The sequence below is a fragment of the Pedococcus sp. P2_D9 genome (genome assembly GCF_056404275.1).
This window is the reverse complement of record NZ_JBFUEI010000005.1, coordinates 39,019-57,443: the sequence shown is the minus strand read 5'-3', so window position 1 is coordinate 57,443 and position 18,425 is coordinate 39,019. Positions and strand designations below refer to the sequence as shown.

Genomic DNA, 18,425 nt, shown 5'->3' with positions numbered 1-18,425 from the left:
TGAGGCAACCCCACCAACCACCGCGCCCATGGTGAGTGGGACGCCTGTGCCGACGGGACCCGCCCCGGCCCCCCCTCGGGCGGAGCAGCGCGAGAGCACGCGGGAACACCACGGTGACGTCGTCGTCGACCCCTACGAGTGGCTGCGTGACAAGGAGGACCCGGCGGTGCGCGCGCACCTCGAGGCGGAGAACGCCTACGCCGAGGCGGTGACCGCCGACCTGCAGCCACTGCGCGACGCGATCTTCGAGGAGATCCGCTCCCGCACCCAGGAGACCGACCTCTCGGTCCCGGTCGCGAGCGGCCCCTGGTGGTACTACTCCCGCAGCTTCGAGGGCTCGCAGTACACCGTCGAGTGCCGCGCCCCGAGGGTCGAGGGCGCGCCGCGACCGATGCCCGAGCCCGGCTCCGAGGTCGAGGGCGAACAGATCCTGCTCGACGCGAACGCCGAGGCGGCGGGGCACGACTTCTTCGCACTCGGGGCGCTCACGGTGAGCCCGGACCACCAGCGCCTCGCGTATGCCGTGGACACCGAGGGCGACGAGCGGTTCGCCTTGCGGGTCAAGGACCTTCGCACGGGCGACGTCATCGACACTGCGGTCGACGAGGTGGGTTACGGGTGTGTGTTCTCGCTCGACGGCCAGCACCTCTTCTACACGCGGGTCGACGAGACCTGGCGCCCCCACCAGGTCTGGCGACACGAGGTCGGTACTCCCACGGCCGCTGACGTCCTCGTCCACCATGAGGAGGACGAACGCTTCTGGATGGGCGTCGGGTCCTCCCGGGACGACCGCTGGCTGATGATCGGCCTGGGTTCGAAGACGACGTCGGAGGTCCGGATCCTCGACGCAGCCGACCCGACGGGCGAGTTCCGCGTCGTCGCGCCCCGGTGCGAGGGTGTCGAGTACGACGTGGAGCCCGCAGGAGACCGCCTGCTGATCGTGCACAACGCGGACTCGATCGACTCCGACCTGGCCTGGGCCCCGCTCGATGCCACCTCGGCCGACCAGTGGCAGACCCTGATGCGGGCCGAGCGCGGCGAGCGGTTCCAGGGCATCGACGCCTTCGACGACGTGGCAGTGCTGTCGCTGCGCAGGGACGGGCTGACCGCCCTGCGGGTCCTCGACCGCGACCCGGCTCAGGCGTCGGGCTTCGCCGGGCACCACGACCTGCAGTTCGACGAGCCGGTCTACTCGGTCGGGCTCGGCGACAACCCCGAGAGCGCCTCGACGAGGCTGCAGGTCGTCTTCGAGTCGATGGTGACGCCCAAGACGGTCTACGACTACGACGTCGTCAGCCGAGAGTTCGAGCTGCTCAAGCGACAGCCAGTACTCGGCGACTACGACCCGACGCAGTACGAGCAGCGGCGCGAGTGGGCGACCGCGGCGGACGGCACCAAGGTGCCGCTGTCGCTGGTCTACCCCGCCGGCACCCGACCCGACGGAGCCCACCCGGGGCTGCTCACGGCCTACGGCTCGTACGAGATCTCGTCCGACCCCTACTTCTCGGTGGCCCGGCTGTCGCTGCTCGAACGCGGCTTCGTCTATGCCATCGCGCACGTTCGCGGGGGTGGCGAGCTCGGACGGGCGTGGTACGACGAAGGAAAGCTCGCGACCAAGAAGAACACCTTCACCGACTTCGTCAGCTGTGCTGAGCACCTCGTCGAGAGCGGCTGGGTGGCACCGGATCGACTGGTGGCAGAAGGCGGTTCGGCTGGTGGCCTGCTCATCGGTGCAGCGGTGAACCTTGCGCCCGCTCGCTTCCGTGCCGTGCACGCCGCCGTCCCTTTCGTCGACGCCCTCACCACGATCCTCGACCCCTCGCTGCCGCTGACGGTGGTGGAGTGGGAGGAGTGGGGCAACCCGCTGGCCGACCCCGAGGTCTACGGCTACATGAAGTCCTACTCGCCGTACGAGAACGTGCAGCACGCGGCATACCCGGCGGTCCTCGCCACCACGTCGCTCAACGACACGCGGGTGTTCTTCACAGAACCGGCGAAGTGGGTTGCCCGCCTGAGGGAAGCCACGACGAGTGACCCAGCCCAGCGCCCCGTGCTGCTGCGCACCGAGATGGTCGCGGGCCACGGGGGCAAGAGTGGGCGCTATGACGCGTGGCGGCAGGTGGCCTGGGAGTGGGCTTTCCTCATCGACCAGGTGGACGCCGTGACGAGGAACTCCCGATTCAGTCTGAAATGACCGTGTCTCAGCACCGGTGGGGGCCCTACCCTTTCGGATAGAGCGATCCAGGTCGGACAGAGGCGGAATGCGTGGGTGAGGGCCGAACGCGGGAGGCGCGTCGTCTTGCTGCCCACAGCGACTGGGCCGCCACGCCTCTCGGGGCTCGGTCGCTGTGGCCACCACAGCTCGAGGCCGCCTGGGAGATCGCCCTGGAGTGTCCGCTGCCGGTGGCGCTGCTGTGTGGAGCCGACCTCACCATGCTCTACAACGACGCCTTCCGCGACCTCTTGGGCAGCAAGCACCCGTCGGCGTTCGGACAGTCTGCGCGCACGGTGGTCGCGGAGATCTGGGACGACCCCAGGGTGGGTCCGCTGCTGGAGCGCACCTTTGCCGAGGGCGAGTCGTTCCTCGACGAGGGCAGCGAGCTGCGGCTGGACCGCGGGCGAGGGTCGGTTGCCGGCCACGGCACCGGGTCCCAGGGTGGGTCCCGAGACGGGTCCCAGGAGGGGCCGGACGACGGGACCGACGTCGGCTACTTCCTGCGGAGCGGGTCGCCGGTCCTGGCCGAGGACGGGAGCGTGCTGGCGGTCCTGCACGTCATCGTCGAGACCACCAGTGCCATCGGGCGGGCGCGCGCCGTCGCGAAGCTCGCCGCCCAGCTCGCTGTCGCAGTCACCGTGGACGACGTGTGCAAGGTGGTCCTGCGCCAGGCGATGGTGGCCTTCGACGGGCTGTCCGTCTCGATCTGCCTGCCGTCGCCGGGGCCGGCCTCGTGGCGGATGGCGCGACGCCACCGGATCGAGCAGCTCTCGCCCGACGAGGAGCGCTTGCCGCTCATCTGGTCCGAGCTCGGGGAGGACATGTCGGCGACCATCGCCCAGGCGATCGCGCGCGGCGAGCCCTACCTGTCCGACAACGGCGAGATCGTGGCCGTGCCGACCAAGGCGGGCGGAAGGGACTCGGCGCTCGTCATCCAGCGCGAGGCCGCTCCCGTGCCGCACGACGTCATGGCGGTGCTCGCGCCTTTCCGTGAGCTCGTGGGGGATGCCCTGGGTCGGGCCGTCGTCTATGACGCCGAGCGCACCACGGCAGAGCTCCTCCAACGCACGCTGCTGCCCCCCAACCTGCCGCAGTCCGACGCGATCAGCATCGCCGCACGCTACGAGCCGGTGTCGGAGGGGACGGTGGCCGGCGGAGACTTCTACGACTCGTTCTTCCTCCCGGATGGCCGGCTGGCCGTGGTCATCGGAGACGTCGTCGGGCGGGGCGTCATGGCAGCCACGGTCATGGGCCAGGTGCGCGCCGCCGTGCGGGGCGCGGCCCTGACCAACAGCGAGCCGGCCTCGGTCATGAACGCCCTCGACCGTGTCGTCTGGGACCTGGACGCCCTGTGGCCGGCGTCGATGCCGCTCGGCTCGCCCCGGGCCAGACCGGGGATGGCCTTCGGTGGCGAGCTGTTCGTGACGATGCTCTACGGCACGGTCGACCCCGAGACGGGCGACGTCGTGCTGGCCAGCGCGGGCCACCCGCTCCCGGCACTGCTCTTCGGCCATGCCTCCCGCGAGGAGGGTCAGTCGCGGGCGATGCTGTTGACGGTGCCCGTCGGTCCGCCGCTGGGGATCGAAGGGGTCCGGCCGGCACACCACCTCACCCTCGGGGTCGGCGACATGCTGGTCTGCTTCACGGACGGCCTTCTCGAGCGGCGCGGTGAGGCCTTCGACGAGGGCGAGGCCCGGCTGCTGGAGGTGTTGTCCGACATGCCGCCCGGCAGCCCGCGCAGTGTGGCGCAGCACGTCATGGACTCGATGCTGCAGACCTCCGGCCAGGAGGATGACTGCGCAGTGCTTGCCGTCGGGCGCTCACCGGCGGGGCACCGGCGGGCCGCGATCGTCGTCCCACCCATGCCGGAGTCCGTGCGTGCCGCTCGTGACTGGGCGCGCGAGCAGCTGACCGACTGGAACGTCGGCGACGGGGACCAGCACACCGTCGTCACCGGGATCTCCGAGCTCATCACCAACGCCGTCCTGCATGCCGGGACCGAGTCACACCTCACCATGGACCTCGACACCGGGATCCTGGCCGTGACCGTCGCCGACAGTGGCAACAGGGGCGAGCCGCTGTTGACCGGCGCGGAGCCCATGGCAGTCCGCGGCCGGGGCCTGTCGCTCGTGCGCGCCATCGCCGACGCCTTCGGAGCCCACCGGACCTCGGCCGGATCCACCGTCTGGTTCGAGGTGGCCGTCGAGCTGGTCGGGGCGCAGTCCACCGCCCAGGGTTGGGCCGGCTGATCCGCCAACCCGCGGGCCGGCTCCGGGCCGCGGGGGAGGTTCGTACGACTCCGTGGCCCGGACCAGCCGGACTCGTCCCGATTTGGTCGGGAGTGGCCGATCGTCCGTTCGGACATCGCTCGGTGACCAACGAACGAGACCGCCCGCACCGGCGCGCCGCCAACGCCTTGCCTGCGGCATCGTTCATGCTGCGCGTCAGAAGGATCGCCCGGACGAGTGCTCGTCCTGAACGGTGAAGGGTCGATGGATATGTGGCAACGGCTGCTCGAACGGTTCGTCCCCCTCATGGACGAGGACGTCTCGTCGCTGGACCGACGTGACGGTGTGGGCACCTCGAACGACTCGGCTCCTGCGCTGCCCCGTCGCGTCGGTGCTGCCGCGGCGCCCGTCAGCCACATCCGCACGGCGTACGAGGGACGGATCAGCCCCCTGACCTCCTGAGGTCCCGGTCAGTGCACCGTGGCCGGCGGCTCGCCGTACCGGTTGGTGCCGGGACTCTGACCCTCTCGTCCCCGTGCCCTTCTGGGCCCGTCGAAGTTCTCACGCCCCGAGCAGCACGGCGCGGTCCCTCGGCAGTTTGAGAGCATGGGCACCGTGCCCGAGTCGGTGTGGTTCCCCAGTACCAGCGGACCGCGCCTTGCCGGCGCCATCGACCAGCCCGATGGGCCGGTCCGGGGTTGGGGCGTCTTTTCCCACGGCTTCACCTTGGGCAAGAACAGCCCCGCGGCCAGCCGGATCTGCAAGCAGCTGGCCCTCGAGGGCATCGGGATGCTGCGGTTCGACAACCTCGGGCTCGGCGACTCCGAGGGTGACTGGGGCGACGGGTCGTTCTCGCACAAGGTCGCGGACACCGCCCAGGCGGTGCGGTTCATGAACGAGTCCGGTCGCCAGGTGCGGCTCCTGGTGGGGCACTCCTTCGGGGGCGCGGCGGTGATCGCGGCGGCCCACCACCTCGAGTCCGTGCGGGCGGTGGCGAGCATCGGAGCGCCGTACGAACCAGGGCACGTGGAGCACAACTACGACGCCCTCGTGGAGCGGATCCTGGCCGACGGGGAGGCTCCGTTCCTGATCGGTGGCAAGGCGCTCGTCCTGCGCCGGCACTTCATCGAGGACGTCCGGGCGGTGGACCTGCGCGAGCAGATCGGGACCCTGCGCCGGGCACTCCTGGTGATGCACTCCCCGACCGACAACACCGTGGGCATCGCGAACGCGAGCGAGATCTTCCGGACCGCTCGGCACCCACGCAGCTTCGTGTCACTCGAAGGCGCCGACCACCTGCTCACCGGCAGGAACCAGGCCAAGCGGGCGGCCCGGATCATCAGCGCGTGGGCCGACCCCTACCTGGTCGAGCGGTGACGACGACGCACCGTGACCTCGGCACCCTCGTCCTCGTTGTTCCTGTCACCGAGCCAGCTCGGCCATCGACGAAAGGACGGACCGGACATGTGGCAGCGACTGATCGAGCGGTTTGTGCCCCTCCGGGAGGACGAGCCCTCGGGCCTCGACCGACTTGACGGCGTGGGCCGCGTCAGGTGCCGAGCGCTTCCGCTCGAACCCCACGCGCTGCTCGAGGCGCAGGAAATCTCGGGCCACACGACCCTGAGGCGCGATCCCGAGACGTGGTGAGAGGTGCCTACGCCCCCTGGCCCCCTGTTGCGTAGGCACCTCTCTTCCCCGCACCAAGATTCCTCGCGGTGAGCCCTCCAGACCATAGTCAGTTTGAGCCATTTGCCCACCCATCGGGAGGAGGCATCATGGTTGATTCGGCCCTTTCGGCGATGGTCCCACCCTGAGGGTCACCGGCGTGTGAGCCCCCGGTGTAGGCCCGGTGTGGGCCCGGTGGCGGGATCAGCCGGCCAGGACGACGACCAGGGTGCGGGGCCCGTGGACACCTTCGACGCGGTCCAGCTCGATGTCGCTCGTCGCCGAGGGTCCACTGATGAAGGTGAGTGGGGCCCTCGGGTCCACCCGGCCCAGTCCCTCGGGAACCGTCTGCACGATGTCGGCCGTCCGGACGACGCAGACGTGGGTATCGGGGACCAGGGTGATGGCGCGGCGCCCGCAGAGGGGCCCGGCGTCGAGGACGATGGTGCCGGTCTCGGAGATCGCGACCACGGACCCGGTGATGACCGCGGGGATGCGGTCGAGCGCTCTGGCGTCCAGGGATCCGTCGTCCACGACGACGTCGGCCAGCCAGGAAGTCCACTCGCGCGGCGTGCCGGCAGGAGCGACGGCCTGTCCGATCTCGAGGGAGGCCAGCGCGTTCGCGACCGCCTGTCCGATGGAGTCGTCGTCGTCCGCGCCGACGCGGACGACGGTGGCCTTGTAGTCCTCGAGCCGGTCGACGAGCTGGAGGACGAGCTCGGGTGCGCCCGCGGCATACGCGCCCTGCGTGCGGTAGGTGCGAGTCACCGGCGGTGCTGACGGGTCCTCGCCGAGGGCGCCGCGGATGCGGGCCAGCACCTCCTCGCGGGCGGTCACGACGAGCTCCCACGGGTGCGGGTCCACCAGTCGCGGAAGGACTCGGCGGGCGGGCTGGGGGCGTCGCGCGAGGCGGTCCACCCGCTCAGCGGCGGAGGGAGGGGGATGAGGGTCTTTCCTTTTCGTATGCCGTGTCGTGCCAGCGCCGCGGCGCGTCCCGCCTTCGCGAAACGCCCTTCGTCGGCCATGACCCAGGCAGCTGCCTTCATCGCGGCGGCTTCGGGGCTGGGGAGTCGGTGGGTGTCGGCATGGGCCTCGGTGTGCTCGGCGCGCAGCTGGACGAGCATGTCGGGGATGTTGATCTTCACCGGGCACACGTCGTAGCACGCCCCACAGAGCGAGGAGGCGTACGGCAGCGAGTCGTTGGGGTCGTCTCCGCCGGTCAGGCCGGTCAGCAGCGGCGTCAGGATGGCGCCGATCGGGCCGGGGTAGACCGAGCCGTAGGCGTGGCCGCCGGTGCGTTCGTAGACCGGGCACACGTTGAGGCAGGCCGAGCAACGGATGCAGTGCAGGGCGGTGCGGCCGAGCTCGTCGGCGAGCGCGCGGGTGCGGCCGTTGTCGAGCAGGACCAGGTGGAACTCCTGGGGTCCGTCGCCGGGGGTGACCCCGGTCCAGGTCGACGTGTAGGGGTTCATCCGCTCGCCCGTGGAGGAGCGGGGCAGGAGCTGGAGGAAGACCTCGAGGTCGCGCCACGTCGGGACGACCTTCTCGATGCCCATCACGCTGATCAGGGTTTCGGGCAGCGTCAGGCACATTCGTCCGTTGCCCTCGGACTCGACCACAGTGAGCGTGCCCGTCTCGGCGACCCCGAAGTTCGCACCGGAGACCGCGACCCTGGCTCGCAGGAACACCTCACGCAGGTGGGTCCGGGCCGCGGCCGCGAGCACCGCCGGCTCGTCGGTCAGGCCCGGGTCCACGCCGGGCATCTCGCGGGCGAAGATCTCGCGGATCTCGGCCCGCCCGCGGTGGATCGCCGGGACGAGGATGTGCGACGGCTTGTCGTGGCCGAGCTGGACGATCAGCTCGGCCAGGTCGGTCTCGTGGGCGGTGATGCCTGCGGCCTCGAGGGCCTCGTTGAGCCCGATCTCCTGGGTGGCCATCGACTTGACCTTGACGACCTCGTGGGCTCCCGTGGCACGGACGAGGTCGGTCACGATGCGGTTGGCCTCGGCGGCGTCGCGCGCCCAGTGGACGGTGCCGCCCCTTGCGATGACGTTGGCCTCGAGCTGTTCGAGCAGCTCGGGCAACCGGGCCATCGTGTCGGCCTTGATCGCGGAGCCGGCGTCGCGCAGGGCCTCCCAGTCCGGCACCTCGGCCACCACGCTGGCCCGCTTGGCCCGGATGGTGGAGGTGGCGTGGGCGAGGTTGCGCCTCAGCTGAGTGTTGGCCAGCGCGTCTCGGGCCTCGGCGGGAAACGACCGGTCGCCGGTCAGGTGGCCCACGGCGGTGTCGGCGGCGGGGCCGCGCACCCGGCCACCCGGCATGCCGAGGAAGGTGCTCATGCGGTGCTCGCCAGGATCTCGGCGAGGTGCACGGGTCGCACCCCTGTCTTCAGGCGGGAGAGGCCGCCACCGATGTGCATGAGGCAGGAGGAGTCACCGGCGGTGACGACCTCGGCCTTGGTCGTGAGGACGGAGGACATCTTGTCGGCGAGCATGGCGGTGGAGGTCTCGGCGTTCTTGACCGAGAAGGTGCCCCCGAAGCCACAGCACACGTCGGCTGCGGGCAGCTCGACCAGGTCGATGCCGCGCACCGCGCGCAGCAGGTGCAACGGGGCTTCGCCGACTCCCAGCAGGCGCAGGGAGTGGCAGGTGGGGTGGTAGGTCACGCGGTGCGGGTAGGAGGCCCCCACATCGGTCACGCCGAGCACGTCGACGAGCAGCTGGGACAGCTCGAAGGTCTTCGCCGCGACCGCCTCCGCTCGCACGGCCAACGGCTCGTCACCGGCGCGGCGCGCGATCGCGGCGTGCTGGTGGCGCACCGAGCCGGCGCACGACCCGGAAGGCGCCACGACAGCTTCGCAGCCGTCCGCGACGGCCTGCTCGAAGACATCGACGTGGTGGCGGACCAGCCCCACCGCGTCACGCTGGTAGCCGGTGTTGGTGTGCATCTGGCCGCAGCAGGTCTGGGCCTGGGGGAAGACGACCTCGTGACCGAGCCTCTCGAGCACCGTGACCGTGGCGCGACCCACGTCCGGGAAGAGAACGTCTCCGAGGCACGTGACGAACAGCGCGATCTTCATCAGGCGCTCCTGCGGGCGGCAGCAGTGGAGGCGCGGGCCACGAGCTCGGGCTGGAAGACCACGTGCTGGTGCTCGTGCTCGTCGCCCTGCTCGGCCTCGTCCACGAGCAGCCGGGCGGCCGTGCGACCGAGGAGCTGTCGCGGTTGGGCCACGGTGGTGAGCGGCACGGCGGCCGCAGCCGCGTACTCGATGTCGTCGTACCCCACGATGGCCACGTCGTCGGGCACCCGCACACCGAGCTGCACCAGGTGCTGCAGGAGGCCCAGGGCAAGCAGGTCGTTGGCGCAGAACACCCCCGTCGGGCGACTGCGCCGCGGCAGGCCGAGCAGCCGCTCTCCGGCCCGCCGGCCCTCGGCGATCGTGAGCGCGTCGGTCTGGATCCAGACGAGGTCGTCGGGGCGCAGGCCGGCGGTCTCCATGGCCCTGCGGGCCCCGATCTGACGGTCCTTGACCTGGGGGATCTCGAGGGGCCCCCCGATGAAGGCGAAGCTGTGGTGCCCCGCCTCGATGAGGTGGTTGAGGGCGAGCTCGCCACCGCTCACGTCGTCGACCCCCACCGTGCACCAGTCGTGGGGGCCCTGCGGCGCCCGGTCGACCAGGACGACCGGGACCCCCTGCTCCCGCAGCCGGGCCAACCGAGGGTTGGCGTAGTCGATCGCCGTGATCAGCACGCCGCGCACCCGCRGCTCGGTGAGCTGCTCGAGGTACTGGTCCTCGCGGTCCGCGTCGAGGTCGCTGTTGCACATGAACAGCGACAGGTGCTCCGTCTTCGCGACCTCCTCGATTCCCCGGGTGACGTCGGTGAAGAACGGGTTGGACGCGTCGAGGACGAGGTAGGCGAGCGTGCGACTTCGCCCCGCGGCGAGCTGTCGAGCCGAGGCATTGGGCACGAAGCCGAGCTGGGCGATCGCTGCTTCGACCTTGGCCCGCGTGGTCGGACGGACGGCGTCGGGACGGTTGAGCACGTTGGACACGGTGCCGACCGAGACCCCCGCCACGGCGGCGACGTCCTTGATGCTCACCGAAGCCATGTGCCTGGTCCTATCCATTGGTGCCGACGACGGGATGACTGCTCATTGTTGCGGTTGGGCTCGCGCGACGGGTCAGGAGGGCACGAAGTCGCGAACCTCCTGGGTCGCGTGCAGGTTCGCCCTGATCTCCTCGAGGCTGGCCGGCGCGGCACCGTGGGCTCTGGCCTGGACCAGTATGTTGCCCAAGGCCGTGGCCTCGACTGGTCCGCTCGTGACAGGCTTGCCGGACAGATCGGCGGTGAGCTGGCACAGGAGCGCGTTCTGGGAACCACCGCCGACGATGTGGATTACGTCGATGTCGTGGGCCAGCTCGGTGGCCTGGCCGAGAGTGCGGGCGTATGCCGTGGCGAGCGAGTCGAGGATGCACCGCACCGTGGCAGCCGGCCCGGCAGGGAGCGTGCGGCCCTCGCGGGACACGGCGGCAGCGATCCGCTGCGGCATGCGCCCCGGGGGGATGAACTCGGGGTCGTCGACGTCGATGGTCGGGCCACCGCCGGGCAACGTCTCTGCTTCGGTGAGGAGCGAGTCGAGGGCGTGGGTGGTGCCCTCGTCGGCCCAGGTCCGCAGGGACTCCTGGAGAAGCCACAGTCCGCCGACGTTGCGCAGGTACCTCACTCGCCCGTCGACCCCACCCTCGTTCGTGAAGTTCGCCTGCTGGCTCTCCCGGGTGAGGACCGGCTTGTCGAGCTCGAGTCCGGCGAGGGACCAGGTGCCGCTGGAGACGTAACCGAACCGACGGTCGGTGGCTGGCACCGCGACGACGGCCGAGGCTGTGTCGTGCGACCCGACAGTGGTGACCACGACACCCGGGCCCAGACCGGTCGCCCGGGTCACCGTCGGGAGCAGTCGACCGCGGATGTCGCCCGGCTGGTCGAGGTCGGGAAGGAGGTGTTCGGGGAGGTCCAGCAGGCTCAGCACTTCGGTCGACCAATCCCCGGTGGAGACGTCGAGCAGCCCGGTGGTGGAGGCGTTGGTGGCTTCGGTGCGGAGCTGTCCGGTGAGCCAGTGGGCCAGCAGGTCCGGCAGGAGGACCACGTGGGCGGCCCTGTCCCACAACGGGGATTGCCTCTCCGCCTCCAGCTGGTAGACAGTGTTGAACGGGAGGAACTGGAGCCCGTTCACGGCATACAGGTGGTCCTGGCTGATCCGGTCGTGGACGCGCGCGATCACGGCATCGGTCCGGCCGTCGCGGTAGGAGATCGGCTCGGCGAGCAGCCGACCGTCGGAGTCGAGCAGTCCGTAGTCGACGGCCCACGTGTCGATGCCGATGGACTCGACGTCGGGGAACTGGGCAGCCAGCTCGGTCAGCCCGGTGAGGACCTCGTCGAAGAGCCCGGTGAGGTTCCACCGCAGGTGACCACCCTGCATCGCCGCTCCGTTGGCAAAGCGATGCAGGGTGTGCAGTTGGGTCCGGCCGCTGGCCGGGTCGACGACGCCGGCCATGACCCGGCCGCCGGAGGCTCCGATGTCGACGGCGCCGAACACCCTGCCTGCCATGGTCTAGCGCAGGAAGGCGTTGGCGACGCCGGAGTCGACGGGGATGTGCAGGCCGGTGGTGTGGCTGAGCTCGTCGGAAGTCAGCACGGCGGCGGCATTGGCGACGTGCTCCGGAAGGACCTCGCGGCCGAGCAGGGTGCGCTTGGCGTAGTAGGCGCCGAGCTCCTCCTCCGGGACCCCGTAGACCTCGGCGCGCTTGGCGCCCCAGCCACCGGCGAAGATGCCGCTGCCGCGGACCACCCCGTCGGGGTTGATGCCGTTGACCTTGATGCCGTGCTCGCCGAGCTCTGCGGCGAGCAGCCGGACCTGGTGGGCCTGGTCGGCCTTGACCGCGGAGTAGGCGATGTTGTTGGGGCCTGCGAAGACCGAGTTCTTGGAGGAGATGTAGAGGATGTCGCCGCCGAGCTTCTGGGCGATCATCGCGGCGGCGGCGGACTTGGAGGCCAGGAAGCTGCCCTTGGCCATGACGTCGTGCTGCAGGTCCCAGTCGGCCTCGGTGGTCTCCAGCAAGGGCTTGGAGATCGACAGGCCGGCGTTGTTGACCAGCAGGTCGATCCCGCCGAAGGCGAGCAGCGTGGCGTCGACGGCGGCTTGGACGGCGGCGGCCTCGGTGACGTTCGCCTGGACGCCCACTGCGACATCGGTGCCGCCGAGCTCGGCGGCGGCGGCCTGCGCCTTGGCCAGGTCGAGGTCCGCGATCACGACGCACGCGCCCTCGGCCGCAAGGCGTGTGGCGATGGCCTTGCCGATGCCCGAGGCGGCGCCAGTGACGAGGGCGATGCGGCCGGCGTGCGAGCGGGGCTCGGGCATTCGAGCGAGCTTGGCCTCCTCGAGGGCCCAGTACTCGATGCGGAACTTCTCGGACTCGTCGATGGGGGAGTAGGTCGAGACCGACTCGGCTCCGCGCATCACGTTGATGGCGTTGGTGTAGAACTCGCCGGCGACGCGGGCGGTCTGCTTGTCCTTGCCGTAGGAGAACATCCCCACCCCGGGCACGAGGACGATCGCTGGGTCGGCGCCGCGGATCGCGGGGGAGTCGGGGGTGGCGTTGCGGTCGTAGTAGGCCTGGTAGTCCTCGCGGTATGCCGTGTGCAGCTCGCCGAGGCGTGCCACCGTCTCCTCGACGGTGGCGTCGGCGGGGAGGTCGACGACGAGCGGCTTGACCTTGGTGCGCAGGAAGTGGTCGGGGCAGGAGGTGCCCAGCTCGGCCAGGGGAGCGAGCTTCTCGCTGGCCAGGAACTCGAGGACGACGTCGGTGTCGCTGAAGTGGCCGACCATCGCCTTGTCCTGCGAGGCGACCGCGCGCAGGTGCGGGGCGAGTGCAGCGGCCTTGGCGCGTCGCTCGGACTCCGGGAGGGCGGCATACCCGGGCACCTGGGGGCCGAAGGGCTCGGCCTTGCCGTGCTCGTCGAGGTAGGCCTGCGCGGTCTGGATGATCCACAGCGAGTTGGCTTCGGCCTCCTCGCTCGTGTCGCCCCATGCGGTCACGCCGTGGCCACCGAGGATCGTGCCGACCGCCTGAGGGTTCGCCTTCTTGATGGCGGCGATGTCGAGGCCGAGCTGGAAGCCGGGACGGCGCCAGGGCACCCACACCACCTTGTCGCCGAAGATCTCCTTGGTGAGCTGCTCCCCGTCCTTGGCCGTCGCGATGGCGATGCCACTGTCGGGGTGGAGGTGGTCCACGTGAGCCGCATCGACCAGACCGTGCATCGCCGTGTCGATAGACGGCGCCGCGCCGCCCTTGCCGTGCAGGCAGTAGTCGAAGGCGGCGACCATCTCGTCCTCGCGGTCGACACCGGGGTAGACGTCGGCGAGGGAGCGCATGCGGTCGAGCCGCAGCACGGCCAGGCCGGACTCCTTGAGCGTGCCGAGGTCGCCACCGGAGCCTTTGACCCAGAGCAGCTCGACCTGCTCGCCGGTCACCGGGTCGGTCTCGGCGCCCTTGGCGGAGGTGTTGCCACCCGCGTAGTTGGTGTTCCTCGGGTCGGCGCCCAGGCGGTTGGAGCGGGCGATCAGGTCGGAGACGGCGGGGTTGGTCATCGGGGAGTTCTTTCTCGTTCGGGGGTATGACGGTGCAGGGGTTCGCGAGATGGGGGACTCGGGGTGGGGGCTGGGGCGCGGTGCGGTGGGCTGCTCAGGCGCCCCAACCGGCCTGGGTGCCGCCGACTCGGTCAGAGGCGATGCGGGCCTGGTAGCCGCTGGCGGCGTACGCCTTCAGGGGGTCGGCGGGCAGCCCGCGGCCGGCGCGCCAGTCCGCGAGGTCGGCGCGCACGTCGGTGTAGAAGCCGTCCATGAGGACGCCGTTGGCGCCCAGCACGTCACCCGCGCGCTCGGCTTCGCGCAGCGCCTCACGGTCGACGAGCAGGGCCCGGGCCGTCATCTCCTGGACGTTGAGCACCGACCGGATCTGGCCGGGGATCTTGTCCTCGACGTTGTGGCACTGGTCGAGCATGAAGGCCACGTCGCTGTCCTCGCCGTAGCCGCCGCCGCGGATCACCTCGTAGAGGATGCGGAACAGCTGGAACGGGTCGGCCGCCCCGACGATGAGGTCGTCGTCGGCGTAGAAGCGCGAGTTGAAGTCGAAGGAGCCCAGCCGACCCAGCCGCAGCAGCTGGGCGACGATGAACTCGATGTTGGTGCCGGGGGCGTGGTGGCCGGTGTCGAGGCACACGCTCGCCTTGTCGCCCAGGGCCAGGCAGTGGACCAGCGAGGTGCCCCAGTCGGGGACGTCGGTGGCGTAGAAGGCGGGCTCGAAGAACTTGTACTCGAGGACCAGCCGCTGGTGCTCGCCGAGGCGGGCGTAGACCTGCTGGAGGCTGTCGGCCAGGCGGTCCTGACGGTCGCGCAGGTCGCCCTGACCGGGGTAGTTGGTGCCGTCGGCGAGCCAGATCTTCAGGTCCCGGCTCCCGGTGACGTCCATGATGTCGATGCACTCGACGTGGTGGGCGATGGCCTTGGCGCGGATGCGCTCGTCCACGTTGGTGAGGCTGCCGAACTTGTAGTCGTCGTCCTGGAACGAGTTGGAGTTGATCGTGCCCAGGCGCAAACCCAGGTCCTCGGCGAAGCGGCCGAGCTTGTCGTAGTCGTCCACCTTGTCCCACGGGATGTGGAGGGCCACCGACGGCGCGAGCCCCGTCAGCCGGTGCACCTGGGCCGCGTCCGCGAGCTTCTCCTCGACCGTGCGCGGCGTGCCCGGGGTGGTGAAGACCTTGAAGCGCGTGCCCGAGTTGCCGAACGCCCAGGAGGGCAGCTCGATCGCCTGCTCGGCGAGCCGGTCTGCGATGTCGGCGAAGGTGTTCATCCGTGACCGTCCGTTCATGAGTGTAAATGAAGCGCTTCAGTTGAGTGGAGTAAACAGCATGGACCGGCGCACGTCAACGCCGAACTGTGGACTGCTCGCAGGAGAGGGCGCCTAGGGCCGCATGGCTTGATGTCAAGGGCCTGTGAGGCCGGAATAAATCGCGAATGAATGGTTGACAGGTTCAAGTGGCACCCTTACCTTGGAGCCACGTCAGGAAATGAAGCGATTCAAAACAGGACGTGAGACCAACGCGGATACGCGCCCCAATGCTGTGGAGGTACCCATGAAGATTTCCCGTTCAAAGTTCGCGGCAACCGTCGTTGCTGCAACTGCCGTCGTGTCGCTTGCTGCCTGTGGTGGTGGTGATGCCAGCTCGTCCGGCAAGACGACGATCACGCTGCTGACCGACAACGCCGAGACGACGGTGAAGCCTGCGAAGGCGCTCGCGGCGGCTTTCGAGAAGGCGAACCCGACCATCACCGTCAAGCTGGAGTCCCGGCCGGGTGGCGCCGACGGCGACAACCTGGTCAAGACGAAGCTGTCGACCGGCGACATGGCAGACGTGTTCTGGTACAACTCCGGGTCGCTCCTGCAGGCGCTGAGCCCGGAGAAGAACCTGGTCGACCTGACCGGCGACGCGGCGCTCAAGGACACCGACCCCGCGTTCCTGCCCACGGTCACGCAGAACGGCAAGGTCTACGGCGCTCCCGTGGGCACCGTGATGGGCGGCGGCATCCTCTACAACAAGGACGTCTACTCCAAGCTCGGGCTGTCGGTCCCCAAGACGTGGTCGGAGTTCGAGTCGAACAGCGACAAGATCAAGGCAGCGGGGATCACCGCGGTGGTGGGCAGCTTCAAGGACACCTGGACGTCCCAGCTGTTCGTTCTCGGCGACTTCCACAACGTCGCTTCGGCCAACCCCAGCTTCGCTGCCGACTACACCGCGAACAAGGTCAAGTACGCGACGGATCCGACGGCGGTGAAGGGCTTCGAGAAGACCGCAGAGGCGAAGGCCAGGGGCTGGCTCAACAAGAGTGCCGGCTCCACCACCTTCGACCAGGGCATGAAGCTGCTGGCCAGTGGCAAGGCCGGCCAGTACCCGCTGCTCACGTTCCCAGTCGGCACGCTGTCGAAGGAGGACGCCGCCAAGATCGGCTTCTTCGGGATCCCGGGTGACGACGCCAGCAAGAACGGCGCCACCATCTGGCCCGGTAACGGTCAGTACATCCCCAAGAACAGCAAGAACATCGACGCGGCCAAGAAGTTCATCGCCTTCGTGGCCTCGCCCGCCGGCTCCGAGGTGTACTCCTCCGCGGCCCCGCCGACTGGCCCCTACATGGTGACCGGTTCGAAGGTGCCCGCCGATGCCCCGCCGGTCGCCCAGGACCTCCAGGCCTACATCGACGCCAAGGCGACGACCCCGGCCCTCGAGTTCCTGTCGCCGGTCAAGGGCCCGTCGCTCGAGCAGATCACCGTCGCCGTGGAGACTGGTCAGACCTCGGGCAAGGACGGTGCCGCGCAGTACGACGCCGACGTGACCAAGCAGGCGAAGCAGCTGGGACTGCCGGGATGGTAACCAGCGCCACCCCGAGCCAGACTCGGACGACCGGTCCCCGCGGTGACGCGGGGGCCGGTCGGCCCACCCGGAAGCAGGCCCGGTCCGGTGGCGCCCGCAACCTCCGCGCTCGGACCTACTCGTACTGGTTCTACGCGCCCGCAGCGGTCATCTACGGCCTGATCTTCCTGGTGCCGACCGTGATCGCCTTCTACTACTCCCTCACTCGCTGGACCCTGTTCGACTCAGAGTTCATCGGTCTCGACAACTTCAAGCAGTTCTTCTCAGAGCAGTCGCTGGTCAGCGGCATGAAGAACACGCTGATCTATGCGGTCCTCACCAGTGGCCTCAAGGTGGTGCTCGGGATGCTCTTCGCAGTCCTGCTGACCGGGCCGATCCGCTCTCGTGGCCTCCTTCGGTCGGTGGTGTTCTTCCCCGTCCTCGTGAGCACGGTGGCCGTCGGCATCACCTTCAGCGTGCTGCTGCAGCCGGACTTCGGCCTCGTTGCCACCGTCCTGAGCAAGGTCGGCATCACCTCTCCCGACTGGCTCGGTGACCCCAGCCTCGCCCTGATCTCGGTGGCTCTCGTCGACGTGTGGAAGGGCGTCGGACTCGCGACGCTGATCTACATCGCGGGCATCCTCGCCATTCCCAAGGACTACTACGAGGCCGTCGACGTCGACGGCGGCAGTGCCTGGACCAAGTTCAGGAACATCACCCTCCCGCTCGCCCGCCCGGCCACGTTCACCGTGATCCTGCTCTCCCTCATCGGGGGTCTCAGGTCGTTCGACCTCATCTGGACGATGACCGGGGGCGGGCCCGGGTTCAGCAGTGACGTGATCGCCTCGGTGATCTACAAGCAGTACCAGGCCGGCTTCTACGGCCTGGCGACGGCGGGCAACGTCGTCCTGTTCGTCCTGGTGTCCCTGATCATCTTTCCGCTGTTCCGGTACTTCAACTCGAAGGAGGTGGAGTCATGAGGACACGAGCCCTGAGGCGTGTCTCACTCGAGGTACTGGCCGTGGTGGTCGCCCTGGTCGTCTTCGTCGTCCCGTTCGTCTTCATGTTCCTCACCGCGTCCAAGGACGAGTTCGAGTCCGCCGACCTGAAGTTCTCGCTGCCCACCGACTGGGCTGTCGTCGACAACATCAAGGAGGCATTCGCCGCCAGGGACGGGATGCTGCTCACGGCCTTCAAGAACAGCACCATCCTCACCGTCGTCTCGGTGGCCATCCTGGTGGTGCTCTGCTCGATGGTCGGCTATGTCATCCAGCGCCGGCCCGGGCGGGTGGCAAACCTCGCCAACGTGCTGGTGATCTCCGGGCTGATCATCCCCCCGGCCGTCGTGCCGACGATCTGGGTGCTCCAGCAGCTGCACCTCTTCAAGACTCTGCCCGGACTGATCCTCGTCGAGGTCGCCTTCCAGATGGCGTTCTGCGTCCTGCTCTTCCGCGCGTTCGTCGCCGCCATCCCGCGAGAGCTGGACGAGGCGGCCATGATCGACGGGTGCACCGGGCTGTCCCTCTTCTTCCGGGTGATCTTCCCGCTCCTGCGGCCAGTCACGATCACGGTGATCCTCACGAGCTCGGTCTTCATCTACAGCGACTTCGTCAACCCGCTGTACTTCCTGCCTGGTGACGAGAACGCCACGGTGCAGCTCACGCTGTACAACTTCCTCAGCCAGTTCAGCACGCAGTACAACCTGCTCTTCATGGACATCGTGCTCGTGACGCTGCCGCCGCTGGTCCTCTTCATCTTCTTCAACCGCAAGATCGTCGCCAGCATGACGTCCGGCGCCGTCAAGGGCTGACGCCCTTCGCCAGGTGGGCGCAGGGCCCGCCAACCCGACCCTTC

The 18,425-nt window shown here is 69.4% G+C and carries 15 protein-coding genes; 8 read left to right on the top strand and 7 right to left on the bottom strand.

Annotation, left to right across the window (positions count from 1 at the left end):
* Positions 1 to 28 precede the first annotated feature (28 nt).
* The 5 genes from AC1DXJ_RS10410 (at position 29) to AC1DXJ_RS10390 (ending at position 6,090) form a co-directional block, all read left to right on the top strand.
* A complete protein-coding gene (locus tag AC1DXJ_RS10410; RefSeq protein WP_477613437.1) occupies positions 29 to 2,194 on the top strand; it encodes a S9 family peptidase in 2,166 nt (721 codons plus the stop codon).
* A gap of 71 nt (positions 2,195 to 2,265) precedes the next feature.
* Entirely contained in the window at positions 2,266 to 4,464 is a 2,199-nt protein-coding gene (locus tag AC1DXJ_RS10405; protein ID WP_477613296.1) for an ATP-binding SpoIIE family protein phosphatase, read from the top strand.
* 243 nt (positions 4,465 to 4,707) lie between these two features.
* A complete protein-coding gene (locus AC1DXJ_RS10400) occupies positions 4,708 to 4,905 on the top strand; it encodes a hypothetical protein (protein WP_477613295.1) in 198 nt (65 codons plus the stop codon).
* 144 nt (positions 4,906 to 5,049) lie between these two features.
* On the top strand, positions 5,050 to 5,820 hold the full coding sequence (locus AC1DXJ_RS10395; protein ID WP_477636909.1) for an alpha/beta hydrolase family protein: 771 nt from the start codon (positions 5,050 to 5,052) through the stop codon (positions 5,818 to 5,820).
* Between the two features lie 12 nt (positions 5,821 to 5,832).
* The gene (locus AC1DXJ_RS10390; RefSeq protein WP_477636908.1) at positions 5,833 to 6,090 is read left to right on the top strand and encodes a hypothetical protein; all 258 of its coding nucleotides are present in this window, start codon (positions 5,833 to 5,835) and stop codon (positions 6,088 to 6,090) included.
* A gap of 222 nt (positions 6,091 to 6,312) precedes the next feature.
* On the opposite strand, the gene AC1DXJ_RS10385 is transcribed toward AC1DXJ_RS10390, so the two are convergent.
* The 7 genes from AC1DXJ_RS10385 to rhaI form a co-directional block, all read right to left on the bottom strand.
* Positions 6,313 to 6,945: a LutC/YkgG family protein gene (locus AC1DXJ_RS10385; RefSeq protein WP_477636907.1), complete on the bottom strand. Its 633-nt coding sequence runs from the start codon at positions 6,943 to 6,945 to the stop codon at positions 6,313 to 6,315.
* On the bottom strand, positions 6,942 to 8,447 hold the full coding sequence (locus tag AC1DXJ_RS10380; protein WP_477636906.1) for a lactate utilization protein B: 1,506 nt from the start codon (positions 8,445 to 8,447) through the stop codon (positions 6,942 to 6,944). The genes AC1DXJ_RS10385 and AC1DXJ_RS10380 overlap by 4 nt, the downstream gene beginning before the upstream one ends.
* Positions 8,444 to 9,187, bottom strand: coding sequence for a (Fe-S)-binding protein (locus AC1DXJ_RS10375; protein ID WP_477623597.1), 744 nt, complete (start codon positions 9,185 to 9,187; stop codon positions 8,444 to 8,446). Before AC1DXJ_RS10375 ends, AC1DXJ_RS10380 begins: the two co-directional genes overlap by 4 nt.
* Complete coding sequence (locus tag AC1DXJ_RS10370; protein ID WP_477636905.1) at positions 9,187 to 10,218, bottom strand: LacI family DNA-binding transcriptional regulator; 1,032 nt, start codon at positions 10,216 to 10,218, stop codon at positions 9,187 to 9,189. The genes AC1DXJ_RS10375 and AC1DXJ_RS10370 overlap by 1 nt, the downstream gene beginning before the upstream one ends.
* A gap of 72 nt (positions 10,219 to 10,290) precedes the next feature.
* Complete coding sequence (locus AC1DXJ_RS10365; protein WP_477623599.1) at positions 10,291 to 11,715, bottom strand: rhamnulokinase; 1,425 nt, start codon at positions 11,713 to 11,715, stop codon at positions 10,291 to 10,293.
* A 3-nt stretch (positions 11,716 to 11,718) separates the two neighbouring features.
* Positions 11,719 to 13,755: a bifunctional aldolase/short-chain dehydrogenase gene (locus AC1DXJ_RS10360; RefSeq protein WP_477633362.1), complete on the bottom strand. Its 2,037-nt coding sequence runs from the start codon at positions 13,753 to 13,755 to the stop codon at positions 11,719 to 11,721.
* 94 nt (positions 13,756 to 13,849) lie between these two features.
* Positions 13,850 to 15,016: an L-rhamnose isomerase gene (gene rhaI, locus AC1DXJ_RS10355; protein ID WP_477636946.1), complete on the bottom strand. Its 1,167-nt coding sequence runs from the start codon at positions 15,014 to 15,016 to the stop codon at positions 13,850 to 13,852.
* 283 nt (positions 15,017 to 15,299) lie between these two features.
* On the opposite strand from rhaI, the gene AC1DXJ_RS10350 reads away from it, so the two are divergent.
* From AC1DXJ_RS10350 to AC1DXJ_RS10340, 3 genes are read left to right on the top strand one after another with little or no spacing between them, the layout of a single operon-like run.
* Positions 15,300 to 16,592 carry an ABC transporter substrate-binding protein gene (locus AC1DXJ_RS10350; RefSeq protein ID WP_477623601.1) on the top strand — a complete coding sequence of 431 codons (1,293 nt, stop codon included), beginning with the start codon at positions 15,300 to 15,302 and terminating at the stop codon, positions 16,590 to 16,592.
* The gene (locus tag AC1DXJ_RS10345) at positions 16,586 to 17,551 is read left to right on the top strand and encodes a carbohydrate ABC transporter permease (protein WP_477623602.1); all 966 of its coding nucleotides are present in this window, start codon (positions 16,586 to 16,588) and stop codon (positions 17,549 to 17,551) included. The genes AC1DXJ_RS10350 and AC1DXJ_RS10345 overlap by 7 nt, the downstream gene beginning before the upstream one ends.
* Positions 17,548 to 18,381, top strand: coding sequence for a carbohydrate ABC transporter permease (locus AC1DXJ_RS10340; protein WP_477636904.1), 834 nt, complete (start codon positions 17,548 to 17,550; stop codon positions 18,379 to 18,381). Before AC1DXJ_RS10345 ends, AC1DXJ_RS10340 begins: the two co-directional genes overlap by 4 nt.
* The last annotated feature ends 44 nt before the right edge of the window (positions 18,382 to 18,425 follow it).